At 60.8% G+C, this 18,766-nt stretch carries 19 protein-coding genes; 13 read left to right on the forward strand and 6 right to left on the reverse strand.

Features of this window, described 5'->3' with window-relative positions; all coding sequences use genetic code 11:
• Nucleotides 1-17: 17 nt before the first annotated feature.
• The 3 genes from AC1DE4_RS14550 to AC1DE4_RS14560 all read right to left on the reverse strand — a co-directional run bounded on the left by AC1DE4_RS14550 (nucleotide 18) and on the right by AC1DE4_RS14560 (nucleotide 2,486).
• Nucleotides 18-767 carry a TerC family protein gene (locus tag AC1DE4_RS14550; protein WP_113471958.1) on the reverse strand — a complete coding sequence of 250 codons (750 nt, stop codon included), beginning with the start codon at nucleotides 765-767 and terminating at the stop codon, nucleotides 18-20.
• A gap of 101 nt (nucleotides 768-868) precedes the next feature.
• Nucleotides 869-1,708: an AraC family transcriptional regulator gene (locus AC1DE4_RS14555; protein WP_192241472.1), complete on the reverse strand. Its 840-nt coding sequence runs from the start codon at nucleotides 1,706-1,708 to the stop codon at nucleotides 869-871.
• A 106-nt stretch (nucleotides 1,709-1,814) separates the two neighbouring features.
• Nucleotides 1,815-2,486, reverse strand: coding sequence for a TetR/AcrR family transcriptional regulator (locus tag AC1DE4_RS14560; RefSeq protein ID WP_025658877.1), 672 nt, complete (start codon nucleotides 2,484-2,486; stop codon nucleotides 1,815-1,817).
• Nucleotides 2,487-2,640: 154 nt separating this feature from the next.
• Between AC1DE4_RS14560 and AC1DE4_RS14565 the strand changes: the two genes are divergently transcribed.
• The 9 genes from AC1DE4_RS14565 to AC1DE4_RS14605 all read left to right on the forward strand — a co-directional run bounded on the left by AC1DE4_RS14565 (nucleotide 2,641) and on the right by AC1DE4_RS14605 (nucleotide 11,790).
• A complete protein-coding gene (locus AC1DE4_RS14565) occupies nucleotides 2,641-3,837 on the forward strand; it encodes an HlyD family secretion protein (RefSeq protein ID WP_113471957.1) in 1,197 nt (398 codons plus the stop codon).
• A 19-nt stretch (nucleotides 3,838-3,856) separates the two neighbouring features.
• Complete coding sequence (locus AC1DE4_RS14570) at nucleotides 3,857-5,449, forward strand: DHA2 family efflux MFS transporter permease subunit (RefSeq protein WP_018856523.1); 1,593 nt, start codon at nucleotides 3,857-3,859, stop codon at nucleotides 5,447-5,449.
• A 147-nt stretch (nucleotides 5,450-5,596) separates the two neighbouring features.
• Nucleotides 5,597-6,622 (forward strand): LacI family DNA-binding transcriptional regulator, encoded by a 1,026-nt coding sequence (locus tag AC1DE4_RS14575; RefSeq protein ID WP_018856524.1) that lies wholly within the window; start codon nucleotides 5,597-5,599, stop codon nucleotides 6,620-6,622.
• Between the two features lie 18 nt (nucleotides 6,623-6,640).
• Nucleotides 6,641-8,095 (forward strand): xylulokinase, encoded by a 1,455-nt coding sequence (gene xylB / locus AC1DE4_RS14580; protein WP_192241471.1) that lies wholly within the window; start codon nucleotides 6,641-6,643, stop codon nucleotides 8,093-8,095.
• A 39-nt stretch (nucleotides 8,096-8,134) separates the two neighbouring features.
• The gene (gene xylA / locus AC1DE4_RS14585; protein WP_192241470.1) at nucleotides 8,135-9,445 is read left to right on the forward strand and encodes a xylose isomerase; all 1,311 of its coding nucleotides are present in this window, start codon (nucleotides 8,135-8,137) and stop codon (nucleotides 9,443-9,445) included.
• A gap of 166 nt (nucleotides 9,446-9,611) precedes the next feature.
• Nucleotides 9,612-10,388, forward strand: a complete 777-nt coding sequence (locus tag AC1DE4_RS14590; RefSeq protein WP_026371711.1) for a phosphodiester glycosidase family protein — start codon at nucleotides 9,612-9,614, stop codon at nucleotides 10,386-10,388.
• 109 nt (nucleotides 10,389-10,497) lie between these two features.
• A complete protein-coding gene (locus tag AC1DE4_RS14595) occupies nucleotides 10,498-10,890 on the forward strand; it encodes an ester cyclase (protein WP_026371712.1) in 393 nt (130 codons plus the stop codon).
• 80 nt (nucleotides 10,891-10,970) lie between these two features.
• Nucleotides 10,971-11,192, forward strand: coding sequence for a hypothetical protein (locus AC1DE4_RS14600; protein ID WP_018856529.1), 222 nt, complete (start codon nucleotides 10,971-10,973; stop codon nucleotides 11,190-11,192).
• Nucleotides 11,193-11,319: 127 nt separating this feature from the next.
• Nucleotides 11,320-11,790: a cupin domain-containing protein gene (locus AC1DE4_RS14605; RefSeq protein ID WP_018856530.1), complete on the forward strand. Its 471-nt coding sequence runs from the start codon at nucleotides 11,320-11,322 to the stop codon at nucleotides 11,788-11,790.
• A gap of 133 nt (nucleotides 11,791-11,923) precedes the next feature.
• Here the strand turns inward: AC1DE4_RS14605 and AC1DE4_RS14610 are convergent, their stop codons facing one another.
• Entirely contained in the window at nucleotides 11,924-12,550 is a 627-nt protein-coding gene (locus AC1DE4_RS14610; RefSeq protein ID WP_113471954.1) for a cysteine hydrolase family protein, read from the reverse strand.
• A 33-nt stretch (nucleotides 12,551-12,583) separates the two neighbouring features.
• Nucleotides 12,584-13,108: a hypothetical protein gene (locus AC1DE4_RS14615; protein WP_018856532.1), complete on the reverse strand. Its 525-nt coding sequence runs from the start codon at nucleotides 13,106-13,108 to the stop codon at nucleotides 12,584-12,586.
• Nucleotides 13,109-13,332: 224 nt separating this feature from the next.
• Between AC1DE4_RS14615 and AC1DE4_RS14620 the strand changes: the two genes are divergently transcribed.
• Nucleotides 13,333-13,830 carry a winged helix-turn-helix transcriptional regulator gene (locus AC1DE4_RS14620; RefSeq protein ID WP_018856533.1) on the forward strand — a complete coding sequence of 166 codons (498 nt, stop codon included), beginning with the start codon at nucleotides 13,333-13,335 and terminating at the stop codon, nucleotides 13,828-13,830.
• A 45-nt stretch (nucleotides 13,831-13,875) separates the two neighbouring features.
• On the opposite strand, the gene AC1DE4_RS14625 is transcribed toward AC1DE4_RS14620, so the two are convergent.
• Complete coding sequence (locus tag AC1DE4_RS14625) at nucleotides 13,876-14,907, reverse strand: LacI family DNA-binding transcriptional regulator (RefSeq protein ID WP_018856534.1); 1,032 nt, start codon at nucleotides 14,905-14,907, stop codon at nucleotides 13,876-13,878.
• A 170-nt stretch (nucleotides 14,908-15,077) separates the two neighbouring features.
• Between AC1DE4_RS14625 and AC1DE4_RS14630 the strand changes: the two genes are divergently transcribed.
• The 3 genes from AC1DE4_RS14630 to AC1DE4_RS14640 all read left to right on the forward strand — a co-directional run bounded on the left by AC1DE4_RS14630 (nucleotide 15,078) and on the right by AC1DE4_RS14640 (nucleotide 18,722).
• Nucleotides 15,078-16,601, forward strand: a complete 1,524-nt coding sequence (locus AC1DE4_RS14630) for a sugar ABC transporter ATP-binding protein (protein ID WP_192241469.1) — start codon at nucleotides 15,078-15,080, stop codon at nucleotides 16,599-16,601.
• An 80-nt stretch (nucleotides 16,602-16,681) separates the two neighbouring features.
• The gene (locus AC1DE4_RS14635; protein ID WP_025658889.1) at nucleotides 16,682-17,686 is read left to right on the forward strand and encodes an ABC transporter permease; all 1,005 of its coding nucleotides are present in this window, start codon (nucleotides 16,682-16,684) and stop codon (nucleotides 17,684-17,686) included.
• An 88-nt stretch (nucleotides 17,687-17,774) separates the two neighbouring features.
• Nucleotides 17,775-18,722, forward strand: coding sequence for a substrate-binding domain-containing protein (locus AC1DE4_RS14640; RefSeq protein WP_016556996.1), 948 nt, complete (start codon nucleotides 17,775-17,777; stop codon nucleotides 18,720-18,722).
• The last annotated feature ends 44 nt before the right edge of the window (nucleotides 18,723-18,766 follow it).

The raw sequence follows: 18,766 nt of genomic DNA on the forward strand, positions 1-18,766 counted from the left end.
GCCGTGCCCATGGCGACTCAGTGGCCGCCCTGCTTTTTCCGCTGACGGGCATTGCGGGCGAACATGTTGAGCACCTCCACCAGCGCCGAGAAGGCCATCGCGGCGTAGATGTAGCCCTTCGGCACATGGTAGCCCATGCCCTCTGCGAACAGCGTCATGCCGATCATCATCAGGAAGGCCAGCGCCAGCATGACGATGCTCGGGTTCCTCTCGATGAAGTTCGCGAGCGGCTTTGCCGCGACCAGCATGACGGTTACGGCCACAACGACGGCGACGACCATGATGGGGACGTGTGGGGTCATGCCGACGGCGGTGATGATACTGTCGACCGAGAAGACGATATCCAGCAGCAGGATCTGGCCGATCGCTGCGGTAACGCCTCTTGTTGCTGATGAAACAATGAAATCCTCGTTGTGATCGGCCGGATCGACGTTGTGATGGATTTCCTTCGTCGCCTTCCACAACAGGAACAGACCGCCGACAAGCAGAATGATGTCCTTCCAGGAGAAGCCGTGACCGAACAGTTCGAAGACCGGCGTCGTCAGCGTAACGATCCAGGCAACCATGCCGAGGAGGGCAAGTCGCAGCACGAGGGCAAGGCCGATGCCGACCTTGCGTGCTCTCTCGCGATGCTCAGGTGGCAGCTTGTTGGTGAGAATCGAGATGAAGATGAGGTTGTCGATCCCGAGGACCACTTCCATCACCACCAGAGTGATGAGGGCCACCCAGGCGGCCGGGTCCTGAACGAGCATCATAATGTCTTGCATCGGCGTTTATCCCCTTGCGCCACACAAATTGACGCTCGCAATGTACGGACGCGGCCTGCCTTGGCAAGCGCGCAAGGGGATATACGAAAGCAAGGCGCGTTTTATTCCTTTATGGGAATCCAGATTTCCGTCAGGCCCATGCCGGTATAGGGGTCGAAGCGGTCGTCGTAACGCTCGAACATGTCGGGCATGTTGCCGAACTCCATGCCTGCGTTCGGCATCCAGCTCCCGAAAATCTGGTGCATCGTAGCGGGAATGCCGGAGACGTGGCCGCGATGAGCAAAGACCGCATACCGCTGATCGGGTATCTTCAACGTGGCAAAGCCGTCCGGCAGGTCGCTGCTGTCGTCGACAGCCACGGCCGCCATGTAGCGGAATTTCTCTGTCTCTCCCTCGATGTGCGTGCAGACGCCATAGGCGACATTGCCGACCTGGCCGGGAATGCTGCCGAAATGAACATTGAATTTTTGCCAGAGCGAGGGAATCGCGGCATTGCCGCCATAGGGATATGTCTCCTGCAAGCCGGCAAATAGCATCGGCGGCAAGGTTTCAAATCGTGGCGGCTCGAGTTCGGGAAGGCGGGCGGGATCCATTCTGATCGGCTCCAGTAGTGCGAGGTTGCGCGTGTGCCCCTGCTTGCGGACGGCCTCAGGTGTCAGGCCGAACTGGTCGCGAAAGGCGCGAGTGAATGCCTCGTGCGAGCCATAACCCGCGTCGAGGGCAACCTCGAGAATGCTCTCCGGCTGATCGACGAGCGTCCGTGCCGCGCCGCTCAGACGGCGGGCGCGGATATAGCCGCTGATCGAATGCCCGGTGACGAGTCCGAAGACGCGCGAGAGGTGGTAGCGCGAAAGGCCGGCAACGTCCGAAATCTCTTCCAGAGTAATGTCGTTGCCGAAATGACTTTCGATGAACCAGATCGCACGTCCGACGGCGCTCATTTCTTCTCCCTGGCTGCATTCCCTTCATAGCGAAGGGCAGCAGGCCGCGTTTGATCCCTGTTGCGGGATTCTGGCGCGGACGGAGAAAGAAATCAAAGGTGTGGGTTCAGGATCGCTTCTTGGTGCCGTACGCGGCGGTGAAGACGCGGATGGCGCCGTTGACCACGCGATCCATCTCCTCGCGCGGAGGAGGGGCGTCCATGTCGCCGAACAGCCGCAGCTTGAAGAAGCTTCCGCCGCAGAGCTCCAGGAACTGGCGGGCGGCAAGCTCTATGTCGTCGATCTCGAAACGGCCGGCCTCGACCTGGCTCGTCAGGAAGTCCTTCAGCACCGTCCGGATGTTCTCGGGGCCGGTGAAAAAGCGCTGACAGAGATGCGGCATGCGGTCGCGGACGCCGATGACCGTACGCATCGCATTGATGACCTTATCCTCGGTCAGATGGCTGACAAAGGTCATCCCGAAGTCGTGCAGCGCAACGTCGGGATCATTGGATTCCTTGAGAGTATTGCGCACGCTGGCGACGAACGCCGCGCGCTCGCTCTCCATCATCGCGGTGAAGAGCTCTTCCTTGTTGGCGAAGTAGACGTAGAGCGTTCCTTTTGAAACTCCCGCCTCGCGCGTTACATCGTTCATGCTCGCGGCATCGAAGCCAAGTTTCATGAAAACGCGGCGGGCGCCGTCGAGAATTTGTTTGCGCTTGGCAGGGTCTTCGCCCGCGGCCCATCTGCCGCCTGTCGAGGGAGACTCATCCACGCGCGTATCGGAAAGCTCTGTCATAGCTCCTTAACCATATCCGCATCAGCGAACTTTTCGTTAATAAAATCGAACCGGGTGGTTCGATACAGCTTGATATGAATGGAAAAAGGTTCTATGTCAACTGAACCGAACCGTTCAGTTCGATTAAATTCACTCAATTTGCCGGTAGTCGCCCATGTCGTCCAGTCCAAAAGCCAATGTTGCCCGCATCGTCAGCGAACCTGCTGAAACCGAGGGCAAGGCTCAGGAAGCAGCAGTCCCCACCGCGGAAGCACCGCGCGCGCCGCAGGCTCCTGCCGACACGCAGGCCGTTCCCGCTGAGAAGAAGAAAAAGCGCAGTCTTGCCCTGCCAATCATCGGCCTTGCGCTGCTCGCAGGCGCCGCATGGTACGGCTACGATTGGTGGACGACGGGCCGTTTCCTGGTCTCGACCGACGACGCTTACATCGAAGGCGATATCGCGACGATCTCGCCGAAGGTTACCGGCTATGTCGCCAAGGTGAACGTCGTTGCCAACCAGAATGTCAAGGCCGGCGACGTTCTGGCCTCGCTGGACGACGGCGACTACAAGCTCGCCCTCGATCAGGCGGTGGCTTCTCTCGATACCGAAACGCTCTCGCTGCAGCGTATTGACGCGCAGATTGCCGGTGGTCAGGCAAGCCTCGACCAGGCCAAGGCCCAGAAGACGGCTTTGGAAGCCACCGTTCGCGGTGCGCAGATCACACAGACCCGCGCCGCGGAACTGCAATCCAAGTCTGTCGGTACGACCGCTAACCTCGACGCCGCGAACATTGCTCTCGACCAGGCAAAGGCAAACCTGATTGGCGGTGATGCGGCGATCGCATCCGCGGAAGCAAATGTAACGCTGCTGCAGGCGCAGCGCCGCGAGGCCGAAGGCACGATCCGCCAGCTCGAGCTTGCGCGCGACAAGGCTGCCCGCGACCTCTCCTTCACGGTCCTGAAAGCGCCCTATGATGGCGTCGTCGGCAATCGCTCGGTGCAGGAGGGCGATCTGGTGTCGCCCGGCCAGCGTCTGATGGCGCTCGTCCCGGTTCGTCAGCTCTTTATCGACGCGAACTTCAAGGAAACGCAGATCCAACATCTGGTGCCGGGCTCCAAGGTCAACGTGCATGTCGATGCTTATGGCGACCATCCGATCGTCGGCACGGTTGAATCGATTTCGCCGGCTTCCGGCTCCGTCTTCTCGCTGCTGCCCCCGGAAAACGCCACGGGCAACTTCACGAAGATCATTCAGCGCGTGCCGGTTCGTATCTCGCTGCCGCAGGATGCTCTCGACAGCGGTCGCCTGCGCGCAGGCCTGAGCGTGGTTGTTGATGTCGACACGCGCACGGCGCCGGATGCGACCAAGTAAATCCTGACGAGGTAGGCCGATGGCCGCGAGCGCAACAGTTGGAACCGTTCCGGCCACTCCGGCGGCCACGGATCATATGGATCCACGCAAGCTCATCGCGTTCTTCGCGATGGTGCTCGGCATGTTCATGTCGATCCTCGATATCCAGATCGTGTCGGCATCGCTTGCCGAAATCCAGGCTGGCCTCAGCGCTGGTTCGGACGAGATCGGCTGGGTGCAGACCTCCTATCTGATCGCCGAAGTCATCATGATTCCGCTGTCGGGCACGCTCGCGCGCATCGTCTCGACACGATACCTGTTTGCGGCTTCCGCTGCTGGCTTCACCATGGCGAGCGCGCTCTGTGCTACGGCGACGAACATCGACCAGATGATCGTCTACCGCGCCATCCAGGGCTTCATCGGCGGCGGCATGATTCCGTCGGTCTTTGCGGCAGCCTTCACGATCTTCCCGCCCTCCAAGCGCAGCATCGTCTCGCCGATCATCGGCCTGATCGCCACGCTTGCTCCGACCATCGGCCCGACGGTCGGCGGCTATCTCAGCCACGCCTTCTCGTGGCACTGGCTGTTCCTGGTCAACATTGTCCCGGGCATCATTGTGACGATCGTCACTTGGAATTTCATCGATTTCGATAAGCCGGAATTCGCGCTGATCAAGAAGTTCGATTGGTGGGGCCTGTTGTCGATGGGCGTCTTCCTCGGCGCGCTTGAGTATGTGCTGGAGGAAGGCAATTCCAACGACTGGTTCAACGACAGCTATATCTTCATGGGCGCGATCGCCTCTGCAATCGCTGCCGTTGTCTTCTTCTATCGGGCCTTCACCGTTGATTTCCCGGTCGTCGACCTGAGGGCCTTCACGAACCGAAACTTTGCCTTCGGCTCCGTGTTTTCCTTCGTCATGGGTATCGGCCTCTATGGCTTGACCTATATCTACCCCGTCTACCTCGGGCGCATTCGCGGCTATGACTCGCTGATGATCGGCGAAACGATGTTCGTATCGGGCCTCGCGATGTTCTTCACCGCGCCAATCGCCGGAAAGCTATCGACGAAGATGGATCTGCGGCTGATGATGGTGATCGGTTTCGCCAGCTTCGCGGCCGGTACCTACATCATGACGCATCTGACCCAGGACTGGGACTTCTACGAGCTCCTCATTCCGCAGATCTTCCGCGGCTTCGGGCTGATGATGTGCATGGTGCCGATCAACAATATCGCACTCGGCACGATGCCGCCGGCCCGTATGCGCGGCGCGTCGGGCCTCTTCAACCTGACTCGTAACCTCGGCGGCGCCGTGGGGCTGGCGATCATCAACACCGTGCTGACGAACCGGCAGGATGTTCATTACGAGCGGCTGCGCGAGAATATCGATTGGGGAAATCCCGCCGCGATCGACCAGATGAACAACATGGCGGCGAACTTCGACGCCTACGGCATGGATGGCGCGGTTGTTGCCATCAAGCAGATGGTCGGGCTCGTGACGAAGCAGGCAATCGTCCTGTCCTTCAGTGATGTTTTCCTGATGCTGACCGTGCTGTTCCTGGCGATGATCCTGGGCGTTGCGATGCTGGACAAGCCTGCACCCCAAGGCGGAGGTGGCGGCGGCGGAGGCCACTGACCACTCTTGAAATCAGGGTTTAGGGCCGGCCTGGGACACCACGCCGGCCCTCATTTTTTGCATAAAGATTTGACGTGAACGGAAACGTTTGCAGTTTTTGATTTACGTACATCAAATTTGGAGCTAAAGGTCTCGTCAGGAGGAGAGATGAGGCCAACAGTCCACGATATCGCTGCTGCGGCAGGCGTCAGCCTGGCAACCGTTGACCGGGTTTTGAACCAGCGGCCGGGCGTGCGTCACGTGACGCGCGAGAAGGTCGAGAACGCCATTCGCGAGATCGGCTATGTCAGGGACGTTGCCGCTGCCAATCTCGCCAAGGGCCGGACCTATCCGCTCGTGTTCATCCTTCCGACCAGCGACAATTCTTTCATGCATGGGCTGAATGACGAGGTGCAAGCCGCGATTGCGCGGTCGTCCGTGGAGCGAACGCAAATCCGCACCGTCGAGGTGCCGGCGTTCGATCCGGGCGCGCTCGTCGGGGTTCTGGACGAACTTGGAGAAGAGCGGCCTTCGGGGGTCGCGCTTGTCGCCACCGATGCGCCTGAGGTGCGCGACGCTGTCGATCGGCTGGTGAAGGACGGTATTCCCGTCGTGACGCTGGTTTCGGATCTCACCGGTTCGCAGCGGCATCACTATGCCGGTGTCGACAATATTGCCGCCGGACGCACAGCCGCACGGCTGCTGGGGCGTTTCTTGGGCGGCAGCAAGGGGGAGGTCGCGGTGCTCGCCGGCTCGATGCTGGTCCGCGACCATCGCGAACGCCTCGAGGGTTTTGCTGCCGTCATGGCCGCGGAGTTTCCATCGCTCTCCATCCTTCCCGTCATTGAGGGGCGCGACGATCCTGACATGGCGCATATGCTGGTGGCGGATGCGTTGTCGAAGAAAAGCGGCATCATCGGCGTCTACAGCCTCGGCGCCGGTAATCGCGGCCTGATCAAGGCACTGAAGGAAAAGGCGGTCGACCGGTCGCTGACGGTCGTCGCGCACGAATTGACGGCCCATACTCGCGCCGCGCTCCTTGATGGAACGATTGATGCAATTCTGAACCAGAATGCAGGCCATGAGGTGCGCAGCGCTATCCGCGTCCTCAAGGCGAAGGCGGACGGACTTTCCGTCATCGAGGCGCAGGAGCGCATCCGCCTCGACATATTTCTGAAAGATAATCTGCCGTAACGGCAAAGGGAGAAACACATGTATCTGGGTCTCGATCTCGGAACCTCCGGCGTCAAAGCCATGCTGATCGATGGCGATCAGAAGATCATAGGCTCGGCCAATGGTTCGCTCGACGTCTCGCGCCCGCATTCCGGATGGTCGGAGCAGGAGCCCTCGCACTGGATCCGCGCGACGGAAGAGGCTGTAGCCGGGTTAAAGGCAAAGCATCCGAAGGAACTCGCCGCCGTGAAGGGCATTGGCCTTTCCGGCCAGATGCACGGCGCAACCCTGCTCGATGCCGAGGATAAGGTGCTCCGCCCCTGCATTCTGTGGAACGATACGCGCTCTTATGTCGAGGCAGCCGCGCTGGATTCCGATCCGCGTTTCCGCAGGCTGACCGGCAACATCGTTTTCCCCGGCTTTACCGCGCCAAAGCTTGCCTGGGTCGCCAAGCATGAGCCGGAAATCTTCGCCAAGGTCGCCAAGGTGCTGCTGCCGAAGGACTATCTGCGCCTCTGGCTGACCGGCGAGCACATTTCGGAAATGTCGGACTCTGCCGGCACCTCGTGGCTCGACACCGGCAAGCGCAAGTGGTCATCAGAGCTTCTTGCGGTCACCGGCCTCGATGAAAAGCAGATGCCTCATCTGATCGAAGGCACTGAGCAGGGCGGCAAGCTGCGCGGCGAGCTGGCCAGCAAGTGGGGAATCTCCGGAAGTGTCGTCGTTGCCGGCGGCGCCGGCGATAATGCCGCTTCCGCCTGCGGCATGGGCACGGTCAGCGATGGCGCGGCCTTCGTGTCGCTTGGCACCTCGGGCGTTCTCTTCGCGGCCAATGCGGCCTATTTGCCGAAGCCGGAAAGCGCCGTGCATGCGTTCTGCCATGCTCTGCCGAATACCTGGCATCAGATGGGCGTCATCCTCTCGGCGACGGACGCGCTGAACTGGCACTCCAGCGTCACGGGAAAGTCGGCGGCTGACCTGACCACTGAACTCGGTGAAACGCTGAAAGCGCCGTCGGGCGTCACCTTCCTTCCCTATCTCTCGGGCGAGCGCACGCCGCACAACGATGCCGTCATCCGCGGTGCGTTCATCGGCCTCGAGCATGAGAGCAGCCGCGTGGTGCTGACCCAGGCTGTTCTCGAAGGCGTGTCCTTCGCGATCCGCGACAATCTCGAAGCGCTGCGTTCTGCGGGCACGGATATTTCCCGTGTCACCGCGATCGGCGGCGGCTCGCGCTCGCGCTATTGGCTGGCCTCGATTGCTACGGCGCTCGGTGTGCCGGTCGACCTGCCGGCTGACGGTGACTTCGGCGCAGCGTTTGGCGCGGCCCGCCTCGGCCTGATCGCCGCGACTGGCGCAGATCCGGTTGCGGTCTGCACACCACCGAAGACGGCGGGCACGATCGAGCCCGTCGCGGCGCTCTCCGGCGCTTACGAAGATTCCTACAAGCGCTATCGCGCTCTCTATCCGGCGATCAAATCGCTGCAGCACTGAACCCAGAACAACAATCCCGAAACCCAAGGAGACATGGACATGAGCACCGGATTTTTCGGCGACATCCAGAAGATCAAATATGAAGGCCCGGACAGCAAGAACCCGCTGGCCTTCCGCCACTACAACAAGGACGAAGTCGTTCTCGGCAAGCGCCTGGAAGATCATCTGCGCTTCGCGGTCGCCTACTGGCACACCTTCGCCTGGCAGGGCGGCGATCCCTTCGGCGGCCAGACTTTCCTGCGCCCCTGGTTCGAAGATACGATGAAGGCCGCCAAGCTGAAGGCCGACGTTGCGTTCGAACTTTTCCAGTTGCTCGACGCGCCCTACTACTGCTTCCATGACGCCGACGTGCGCCCGGAAGGCAAGAACTTCGCCGAAAACACCAAGAACCTGAACGAGATCGTCGACTACTTCGCCGAAAAGCAGGCCGCATCAGGCGTCAAGCTGCTCTGGGGTACCGCGAACCTCTTCTCGAACCGCCGCTTCATGTCGGGTGCGGCCACCAACCCGGATCCGGAAGTCTTCGCCTACTCCGCCGCGACGGTTAAGACCTGCATGGACGCCACGGCCAAGCTCGGTGGCGAGAACTACGTTCTCTGGGGCGGCCGCGAAGGCTATGAGACCCTGCTCAACACCGACCTCAAAAAGGAACTCGACCATCTCGGCCGCTTCCTCAACCTCGTCGTCGAGTACAAGCACAAGATCGGCTACAAGGGCACGATCCTCATCGAGCCGAAGCCGCAGGAGCCGACCAAGCACCAGTACGACTACGACGTCGCGACGGTCTACGGCTTCCTCAAGAAGCACGGCCTCGAAAACGAAGTGAAGGTCAACATCGAACAGGGCCACGCGATCCTCGCCGGCCACTCCTTCGAGCACGAACTGGCACTCGCGAACGCGCTCGGCATCTTCGGCTCGATCGACATGAACCGCAACGACTACCAGTCGGGCTGGGATACCGACCAGTTCCCGAACAACGTTCCGGAAATGGCGCTCGCCTACTACTACGTCCTGCAGGGCGGCGGCTTCACCACCGGCGGCACCAACTTCGACGCCAAGCTTCGCCGCCAGTCGCTCGATCCGGAAGATCTGCTGATCGGCCATATCGGCGGCATGGATGCCTGCGCCCGCGGTCTCAAGGCTGCTGCCAAGATGATCGACGACAAGGCTCTGTCCGGCCCGCTCGATGCCCGCTACGCCGGCTGGGATTCGGCCGAAGGCCAGAAGCTCGCCCGCGGCGAATACTCGCTCGAGCAGATCGCCGAGTGGGTCGAAGCCAAGGACATCAACCCGCAGCCGAAGTCCGGCAAGCAGGAACTGCTCGAAAACATCGTCAACCGTTACGTTTAATCGGCGGTTGATTGTGGAGGAGAGGGCCGGGAGCGAGAGCTTGCCGGCCCTTTTTCGTTGATGGGGACGGCGCGCGGTCGTCGCCTTGACGATTCAGGCGAGATAGGATGCCAAGGGTACACTGCGGGCGGCCGGATGGCGATCTGAAAAGAAGGGCATGGCTACGATGGCCTATCTCAGACAGGGCATGCTTGCCATAGCAGCGATGTTGGCAGCGGCGATATCTGCAGGGGCAGCTTCCCCCCAACCCTGCGTGCAGGATACCTTCGGAGGGGAGGCCTATATCGTCTGCACCGTCGAGAAAGAAGAAGGCGATCTGCGCTTGTTCTGGAAGAACGCGGATGGAGAGCCTTATCGGGATTTCTCCAGCGTCGCCGAGGCCGTTCGCAACAAGGGACAGACCTTGGCGTTCGCGGTCAATGCCGGCATGTATCTGCCTGATTTTTCGCCGATCGGCCTCTATGTGGAAGACGGCCAGGAATTGCGGCCCGTCAACCGCACCGAGAGAGACGGCGCCGCCTCGGGTCCCGTGCCGAACTTCTATAAAAAGCCGAATGGCGTGTTCTTCATCGATGGCGCCGCCACCGGAATACTTCCGACGCAAGAATTTTTGAAACGCCGGTCGGAGGTCCGGTTCGCCACCCAGTCCGGTCCGATGCTGGTCATCGGCAACAAGCTGAACCCGATCTTTATCGTCGGATCGACGGACCGCACCCGTCGTGGCGGGGTCGGCATCTGCGCCGATGGCGCGGTGCGCTTCGCAGTCAGTGAAGACAGGGTGAATTTCCACGACTTCGCGCGCTTGTTCCGCGATCATTTGTCCTGCCCGAATGCGCTGTTTCTCGACGGTGGCCGCGGTGTCGGGCTCTACAGTCCGGCCCTTGGGCGCAACGACAAATCCTGGCATGGCGGGTTCGGCCCTATGTTCGGGCTGGTGGAGTGACGCAGGGGCTGCGTCGCGTTCGAAGCGGTCGGATCATCCCGATATGCGGTTGCCAAATCTCGGCGTCATCCTACTTGGCCTCGGGACCATAACACCCGGAGGCGATGCCGTGTCCAAAGCCGACCTTGCTGCCGTCTATCGAGACTACATCGCCTGTCTGAACCGCCAGAATTGGACGGCGCTCGACCAGTTCGTTCATCCCGATGTTCACTACAATGGAGCGCGAATCGGGCTGTCCGGCTATCGCCAGATGCTGGAGGGCGACTTTCTTGCGATTCCGGACCTACATTTCGACATCGATTTCCTGATTTCCGAGCCGCCCCGCGTGGGAAGCCGCCTGCGGTTTGATTGCACGCCGAAAGGGCTCCTGTTTGGCATGCCGGTGAACGGCAAGAGGGTCTCGTTCACTGAAAACGTGTTCTATGAGTTCCGGGACGGGCGGATCGAGGAGGTCTGGTCTGTCATCGACAAGGCGGCAATCGCATCACAGCTGCAGCAATGACGCCGCCGCTTCAATCATTCGCGCTTGCGCAGCCAAGGCTCGAGAGCGTAGACCGCCTTGCTGCGAACGGGGGTTGATAAATGAGCGACAGTGAACGTGATTGGAGCGCCGCCCTCGTGCAGGCCGTCGCCGATAGTCCCAAGCGCGACAACAGCGCCTATCACGCGGCCATGGCCGAGGCACGCCAGGCGTTTGAAGCCGCCGAGGCTGCTCTGGGCGGGCCGGTGCAGGTCAAGACGAAAACCAAGATGAAGCGAAGCGGCGAATACGTCGTGAAATGGGTGTTCAAGCGGGTGAAATGACCTGCCGGCGGTCGGTCGGACGACCGAAGAACGCTTGCCTAGAGATGGTCTGCGGACGTATTCTTGGCTTTCGCGAGCCTGCCCCAGCGCTCAGCCGAGGTTGAAGGCCCCCGAGAGGGAGGATATCATGAAGATCGCATCGATATTCGCAGTCGGCTTGATTGGATTCTGCGGGGCTGCATCGCTCGCTCTGGCGGAGGATGCGCACACTATATTCGCTCCCGGTGATATCAAGTGGGTCGAGGCCCCCAAGGTGCTTCCGGCCGGAGCACAAGCGGCGGTCTTGTTCGGCAATCCCACCAAGAAAGGCTTGTTTGCGCTTCGGCTAAAGGTGCCGTCGGGATATGCGATCCCGCCGCATACACATCCTGGCTATGAAGTTGTGACGATCCTATCCGGGACTGCCAAATTTGGCATGGGCAAAACCGCTGATCGGAGTGCCACGAAGGCACTGGCTGCGGGTAGTTTCTTTGCCCTGCCGCCGGGCACGGCGCATTTCGTCTACTTCGACGATGAGACCGTACTCCAAATCAACACGAACGGCCCTTGGGGCATCAAGTACGTCAACCCGGCGGATGATCCCCAGAAGTCGCAATAGCCAGTTGCCGGGTGAATGCCAATTGCTCCCGCCGCCAAGCGCGGCGGGACGTCCCGGCCGGTGTCGGATGGCGGCGTCACGTTGCCTCTTGGCGCGGACGGTGGGAGAACCGGCGCGCCTTCCAATGCAGTCGTTACGCCGTGGGCAAGGCCGCAATCACTTCGTCGGTCGTCAGGATCGCATGTGCGAAGGTCGGCGCGCTGAGCTCGTGTGCGGCGTGCATCAATTCATGCGAGAAGGCGGCCGTCGCATCGCGCACGAGAGTCACGTGATAGCCAAGCTCCATGGCGTAGCGGGCGGTCGTATCGATGCAGGTATTGGCCAGCAGTCCGACCACGATCACGTGGGTGATGCCCTTCTGCTTCAGTCGGAAATCCAGGTCGGTGTTGGCGAAGCCGCTTTGCCCCCAATGTTCCTTGGCGACGATGTCGCCAGGTTTCGGCGCAAAATCCGGGTGCCATTCGCCACCCCATTCGCCGCGCGCGAACTGGTGTTGGTGCATGATCCGTTGTTGGGTGGGGTTGGGATGATCCCAATCCTCATAATCACCCGGCTCCCACCGCCGGTGCGGGGCGATGGCCACCTGAATGCCCGCCGCGCGTATGGCGCCATCCAGCCGGCGGAGGTTATCGAGAAGCGCGACCTCATCGGCGATCGGCTTGAGGCGCGGATAAACCTTCCCGCCCTCGGACAGGAAGTCGTTGAAGGGATCGACGAGGAGCAAGGCGGTCGTTTGCTTGCTGTAATTCGGCTTTGACATGACTGTCTCCAATAAGCTGAGGTGTTTCGGGACTTAGTTGCGAAGTGCGGCACGCTCGATGCTGGCCGCAAAGAGCGGCGTTTCGCCCTTGTTGTGCGCAATCGACATCGGCTGACGCTGTGCGCGAAAGACGTCGAAAGGAATGCCCTGCCTATCGAGAAAGGCCTTGAATTCTTCCGTTGCTCTGGACCGAACGTGGTTCGTGAATTCGCAGGTCTGATCGTCGATTCGTTTGACGCTGAGTTCCCAAAGCACATGGATCGTCGTGCGGCCTGTCGGCGTGACTATATCCGAAACGGATTCCAGGATCAGGTGATCCTTTTCACCCAGGGTCTCGACATAGTGCTGAACCATCAGGCTGCCGCCGATCGTCTCGACATTGATCGACATGCGCCTACCGTCGGGGGCCGTCGTAAAGCCGGCGGCGATGTGTGCCGGAGAGCAGCGTTGGTACTCGTCTTCGGGGAGCGTGAAGCACCATTTCGGAATGTCGACCTTCTCGATCGGTGCGTTGATGACGGCGGTAAAGCTTGAATCGACGATTTCATGATCACTCACGACGGGTTCCTTTCGCTGCTGGATGAGCTTGATTTCGGCGCGACGTCGCCACGCAACTCCTTTGAGGCGGGCAGTGCCATGCGCCTGCATTGCCGATGCTCCTTTTTGGGCCATGTCGCTCCTTTCAGCGCGGGCCAGATGGCCGGTTGCGCTTGCTTCAATGACGCCTTATATTAACTATGAAAATCATATCTACAAGTAACTATGAAAAAGAAAGTTACACTATGGAGAAAGATTCTGCGCCAGACACGCTGTGCCCGGTTGCTCGCTCGGAGGCGGTTGTCGGGGATCGTTGGACCGTGCTTGTTCTGCGCGAGCTGTTCATGCGCAGTCACCGGTTCGAAGAAATTCAGGCGCAAACTGGCGGGACCCCGCAGATGATCGCAACGCGCCTGAAGTCATTGGAAGCCGAAGGCATTGTGGAGCGCCGTCGCTACAGCGAGCGGCCGCCGCGCTACGAGTATCACCTGACGGAAAAGGGCGAAGCATTCTACCCGGTGATACTGGCGCTGCGCGCCTGGGGCGAGACCTGGCTGAAGTCGGGTGACGAAGGCCGCGCCGTGCAATACACGCACCTTTGCTGCGGCAAGCCGGCGGGGCTTGGGCCGACATGCGAATCGTGCGGCCAGCCGATAAGACGGGAAGATTTGAGTACTGAGCTCAATCCGGCCTATCAGCGCGAACGGGACGCGCGATGGGAGGCATTCAAGGGCAGTCGATAATCAATGTTTGATTGTATCGACGGTGCGGACGCTACGCCGTTCGCTTTAGCGTTTCGTCCAGCGACGCGATGGTGCGCCAACGGAGTTGCGTACCACTAGGTCCGGGCGCAGCAGGATTTCGGTTTCCGCCGGTTGGCCGTCGGACAGGAATTCCAGAAGAAGCGCCATGGCCTGCTTTCCGATCAAGGTTCGCGGCTGGCGGATGGTGGTCAGCGGCGGCGACATGAACACGGCCTGCGGCACGTCATCGAAGCCGGTCACGGAGAAGTCCTTCGGAATGTCGTAACCGCGGGCATTCAGTCCGATCATCACGCCGATCGCCGTCTGGTCGTTGACGCACATGAAGGCGGTCGGCAGCGTGTCGCGCATGAAGAGCTGCTCGACGGCATGGCGGCCGCTCTCTAGCGTTCCATCGCCTTCGAGCACGATGCGCATATCTGGCGCAACGCCCGCCGCATCGAGCCCCGCGTCGTAGCCCTGACGCCGGCGGCTATAGGCAAGGCGTGTGCGCGAATCGCCGATGAAGGCGATCTTGCGATGGCCCTCTGCCAGCAGCAGATCGACGGCCTTTCTGGCGCCTTCCACATCATCCACGCCGACATAAGGAATGCCGCCGTTGAAAACCGGCTCGAAGACCCCGACGCTGGGCGGCAGGCGGGCGGTCATCGTCTGGTGGCCGAAGGGCAGGATGCCGGTGAAGAGGATCAGCCCGGCGGCCTGGTTGGAATTCAGGAACTTCAGATATTCGAGGCCGCGCTGCGCATCGTTCTGCGTGTGACCGATCAGGATGCCGTAGCCGTGGGCGCGCGCCTCGTTCTCGAGGCCGACCAGAATGTTGGAGAAGTTTGGGTCGCCGATGTCAGGAGCAACCACGAGAATCATATTCGACCGACCGAGCCGCAGGCTGCGCGCCATGGCATTGGTCGTGTAACCGGTGATGGCGATTGCCTGGTTGACCTTCAGGCGCGTGGAGTTGGCGACCTTCTCCGGCGTGTGGATCGCCCGCGATACCGTCGCGATCGAAACCTCGGCGATCCGAGCGACGTCTTCTATGGTTGCGGGCGTGGAATTCGACACTGCGTCCTGCCTTGGGATGCCTTCGCCGCGACACTACACAGACTTGCCGGGAGGTCAAACGCGCCGACCTGCAGATCTGTGTGTAACAATGATGTAAACCTTTACATACGTCGTGTAAAGGTTTACATATGGCTTCAAGCGGATGGGAGCCGCAGGGAGGAAATCAGTCAATGAGTGTGGATTCTGCCGACACCGCGCCCGTGGTGTTGTCCGCGCGGCGCATCTGCAAGTCGTTCAGCGGCGTGCAAGTCCTCTTCAGTGTCAATTTCGATCTGCGTGCCGGTGAGATCCATGCTCTCATGGGTGAAAACGGCGCGGGCAAATCGACCTTGGTCAAGGTCATGTCCGGTTTCGAGCAGCCGAGTTCGGGCGAGATCCTGCTCGACGGCCAGCCGGTCGTCTTGCCGGCCAACGGCGCGGCCGAAGCGCTCGGCATCGTTCTCATCCACCAGGAATTCAATCTTGCCGAACATCTGACGGTGACCGAGAGCCTTTTCCTTGGCCGCGAAGTCACGCGGTTCGGCGTGCTTGACCGCAAACACATGCGCGCCGAGACCCGCAAGGCACTCGATCTGCTCGGTTCGCATGTCGACGAGAATGCCATCATCGGCACATTGTCGATCGCCGACAAGCAGATGGTGGAAATCGCCAAGGCAATCAGTCGCGATGCCCGCGTCGTCATCATGGATGAACCGACAGCCGTGCTTTCGCGCGAAGAGACGAACTTCCTGTTCCGGCAGGTGCGCAAGCTGCGTGACAAGGGTACAAGCTTTATCTTCGTATCGCATAAGCTCGACGAGGTGATGGAAATCACCGACCGGGTGACCGTGCTGCGCGATGGCCAGTGGGTCAAGACTGCGCCGACGGCGATGCTCGACGGCGAATCCATCGCGCAGCTGATGGTCGGGCGCGAGCTTTCAAGTCTCTATCCGACCAAGGTCGAGCCCAATGTCGACGAAGAAATCGTCCTTCGGGTCGAAGGTGTCTCGACGGGTTATGTTCAGGATGCCAGCTTCGAGGTCCGCAAGGGTGAGATCATCGGCTTCTCAGGCATGATTGGCTCCGGTCGCACGGAGCTGATGGAGGCGGTCGCCGGGCTTCGGAACCGTGCCGCGGGCGAGGTCCACATTGGCGGTGAATCGATTCCGTCAGGCGATGTACATGCCGCCAATCGCGCCGGCCTTGCCTACATGACGAAGGATCGGAAGTCGAAGGGCCTGCTTCTGCGCTCCGGTATGATGACCAATCTGACGCTGCAATCGCTCGGCCAGCATTCGCGACACGGCTATCTCAGCCCGAGCAGCGAGGCGCAGGCGCTCGCCAAGGCAAGGCGGCGCTTTGATATCCGGGTTCGCGACACCAACATCGTTGCCGGGCGTATGTCGGGCGGCAACCAGCAGAAGCTGCTGCTTGCTAAGGTCATGGAGACCGAGCCCGAGATCATCATCATCGACGAGCCGACGCGGGGCATCGACGTCGGCACCAAGCAGCAGATCTATCATTTCATCTCCGCGCTGGCGCGCGACGGTCGATCCATCATTGTCGTCTCCTCGGAGATGCCGGAGGTGATCGGCCTTTGCACGCGCGTCGCGGTGATGCGCGAGGGACGGATCGTCGGCGTGCTCGAGGGCGACGAGATTTCCGAGCAGGAGATCATGCGCTACGCCGCCGGATTGAAGAAGAAAGCCGCCTGACGGTGGCGGGGAGGCGCTGCGCTCGGCGCGCCGTAAAGGTATGATGCCCATCGAATTGAGGGCGGGAGGTTGGTTTGGAGATGAGTGTGAACGAGGAGACCAGGGAAATCAGCCGTCGCCCCTGGCGGGATATCGATCTCAGGGCGGTCGCGCCCTTTGCAGCCCTGATACTGCTCTTGATCGTCGGCGCGCTGGTCAATCCGAACTTTATCGGCATCACCAACCTCGCCAACGTCGCGACGCGCTGCGCCTTTATCGCCATTATCGCTGTCGGCGCCACATTCGTGATTTCCGCAGGCGATCTTGATCTGTCCGTCGGCTCGATGGTGGCCTTTGTCGCCAGCCTGATGATCCTTTTGATGAATTCCGGCGTGATTGCCGACCCGACACTGATGCTGGCGGCCGCGGTCGTGTTTACGCTCGTCGCCGGTGCGCTCTGCGGACTGGCCAATGGTCTGATCACCACGGTCGGCAGGATCGAGCCGTTCATCGCCACGCTCGGCACCATGGGCATCTATCGCGGCCTGACGACATGGCTTAGCCAAGGCGGCGCGATCACGCTGCGCTCGGCCGACATCCAGACGCTTTACCGTCCGGCTTATTTCGGCAACATTTTCGGCGTGCCGGTTCCGATCGTCGTGATCCTGGCAGTTACCGCCGTTGCGGCCTTCATTCTCTACCGCACGCGCTATGGTCGCCATGTCGTTGCTGTCGGTTCCAATAGTGATGTCGCGCGCTACTCCGGCATTGCGGTCAATCGCGTGCGCACGATCGCCTTTGTCATCCAGGGGCTCTGCGTTGCCATCGCGGTGCTGCTTTATGTGCCGCGCCTCGGCTCGACCTCGGCAACAACCGGCATTCTCTGGGAACTGCAGGCGATCACCGCCGTAGTCGTCGGCGGCACGGCGCTCAAGGGCGGCGCTGGCCGCGTCTGGGGGACCATCTGCGGTGCCTTCATTCTCGAACTCGTCGGTAACATCATGCTGCTGTCGAACTTCATCAGCGAATATCTCATCGGTGCGATCCAGGGTGCGATCATCATCATCGCCATGCTGGTGCAGCGCTCGCTGGTCCGCAAATCGTAAGCGGACTGGTTCCAGGAATTGGCCGGGATCACAGGGCGTCCGGTTGACGGGTAGGAAAAGTCCCTGACGTTTATTGGGAGGAAATAGAATGCGCAAACTCATGTTGGGTCTTGCGGTTGCGGCCGTCACGCTGGCGGGTACCGCATACGCACAGGACAAGAAGTTCACCATCGGCGTCTCGATTCCGGCAGCCGACCATGGTTGGACCTCGGGCGTCGTGTTCCACGCCGAACGCATCGCCAAGAAACTGATGGAACAGCATCCGGGCCTGAACGTCATCGTCAAGACTTCGCCGGATGCCGCCAGCCAGGCGAACGCTGTGCAGGACCTTGATACACAGGGCATCGACGCCCTTGTCATCCTGCCGTCGGATCCGGATCCGCTCGTCAACGCCATCAAGGAAGTCAAAGGTAAGGGCAAGTACGTCGCGCTCGTCGACCGTGCGCCCTCGACCAACGATGACACCGTCCGTGACCTTTATGTCGCTGGCAACAACCCGGCGCTCGGTGAAGTTGCTGGCAAGTACATCGCTGCGCAGACGCCGGACGCCGAAGTCGTCGTCATTCGCGGCCTGCCGATCCCGATCGATCAGCAGCGCCAGGACGGCTTCGACAAGGGCATTGCCGGCTCCAAGGTCAAGGTTCTCGACCGCCAGTACGGTAACTGGAACCGCGACGATGCCTTCAAGGTCATGCAGGACTATCTGACGAAGTACCCGAAGATCGACGTGGTGTGGTGCCAGGACGACGACATGGCTGTCGGCGTGCTGCAGGCGATCGAGCAGGCCAAGCGTACCGACATCAAGTATGTTGTCGCCGGCGCCGGCTCCAAGGACATGGTCAAGAAGGTCATGGACGGCGACAAGCTGATCCCGGTCGACGTTCTTTATCCGCCGGCAATGGTTGGCACGGCCATGGAGCTGACGGCTGCTGGTCTCTACGGCCAGGTTCCGGTTCGCGGCACCTTCGTCCTCGACGCGACGCTTGTCACGAAGGACAATGCGAAGGACTTCTACTTCCCGGATTCTCCGTTCTGATCCGAAGAATCTAATGCGGCGCCCGTTCGACAGTACGGGCGCCT

The organism is Rhizobium sp. 10N414, from assembly GCF_056394785.1.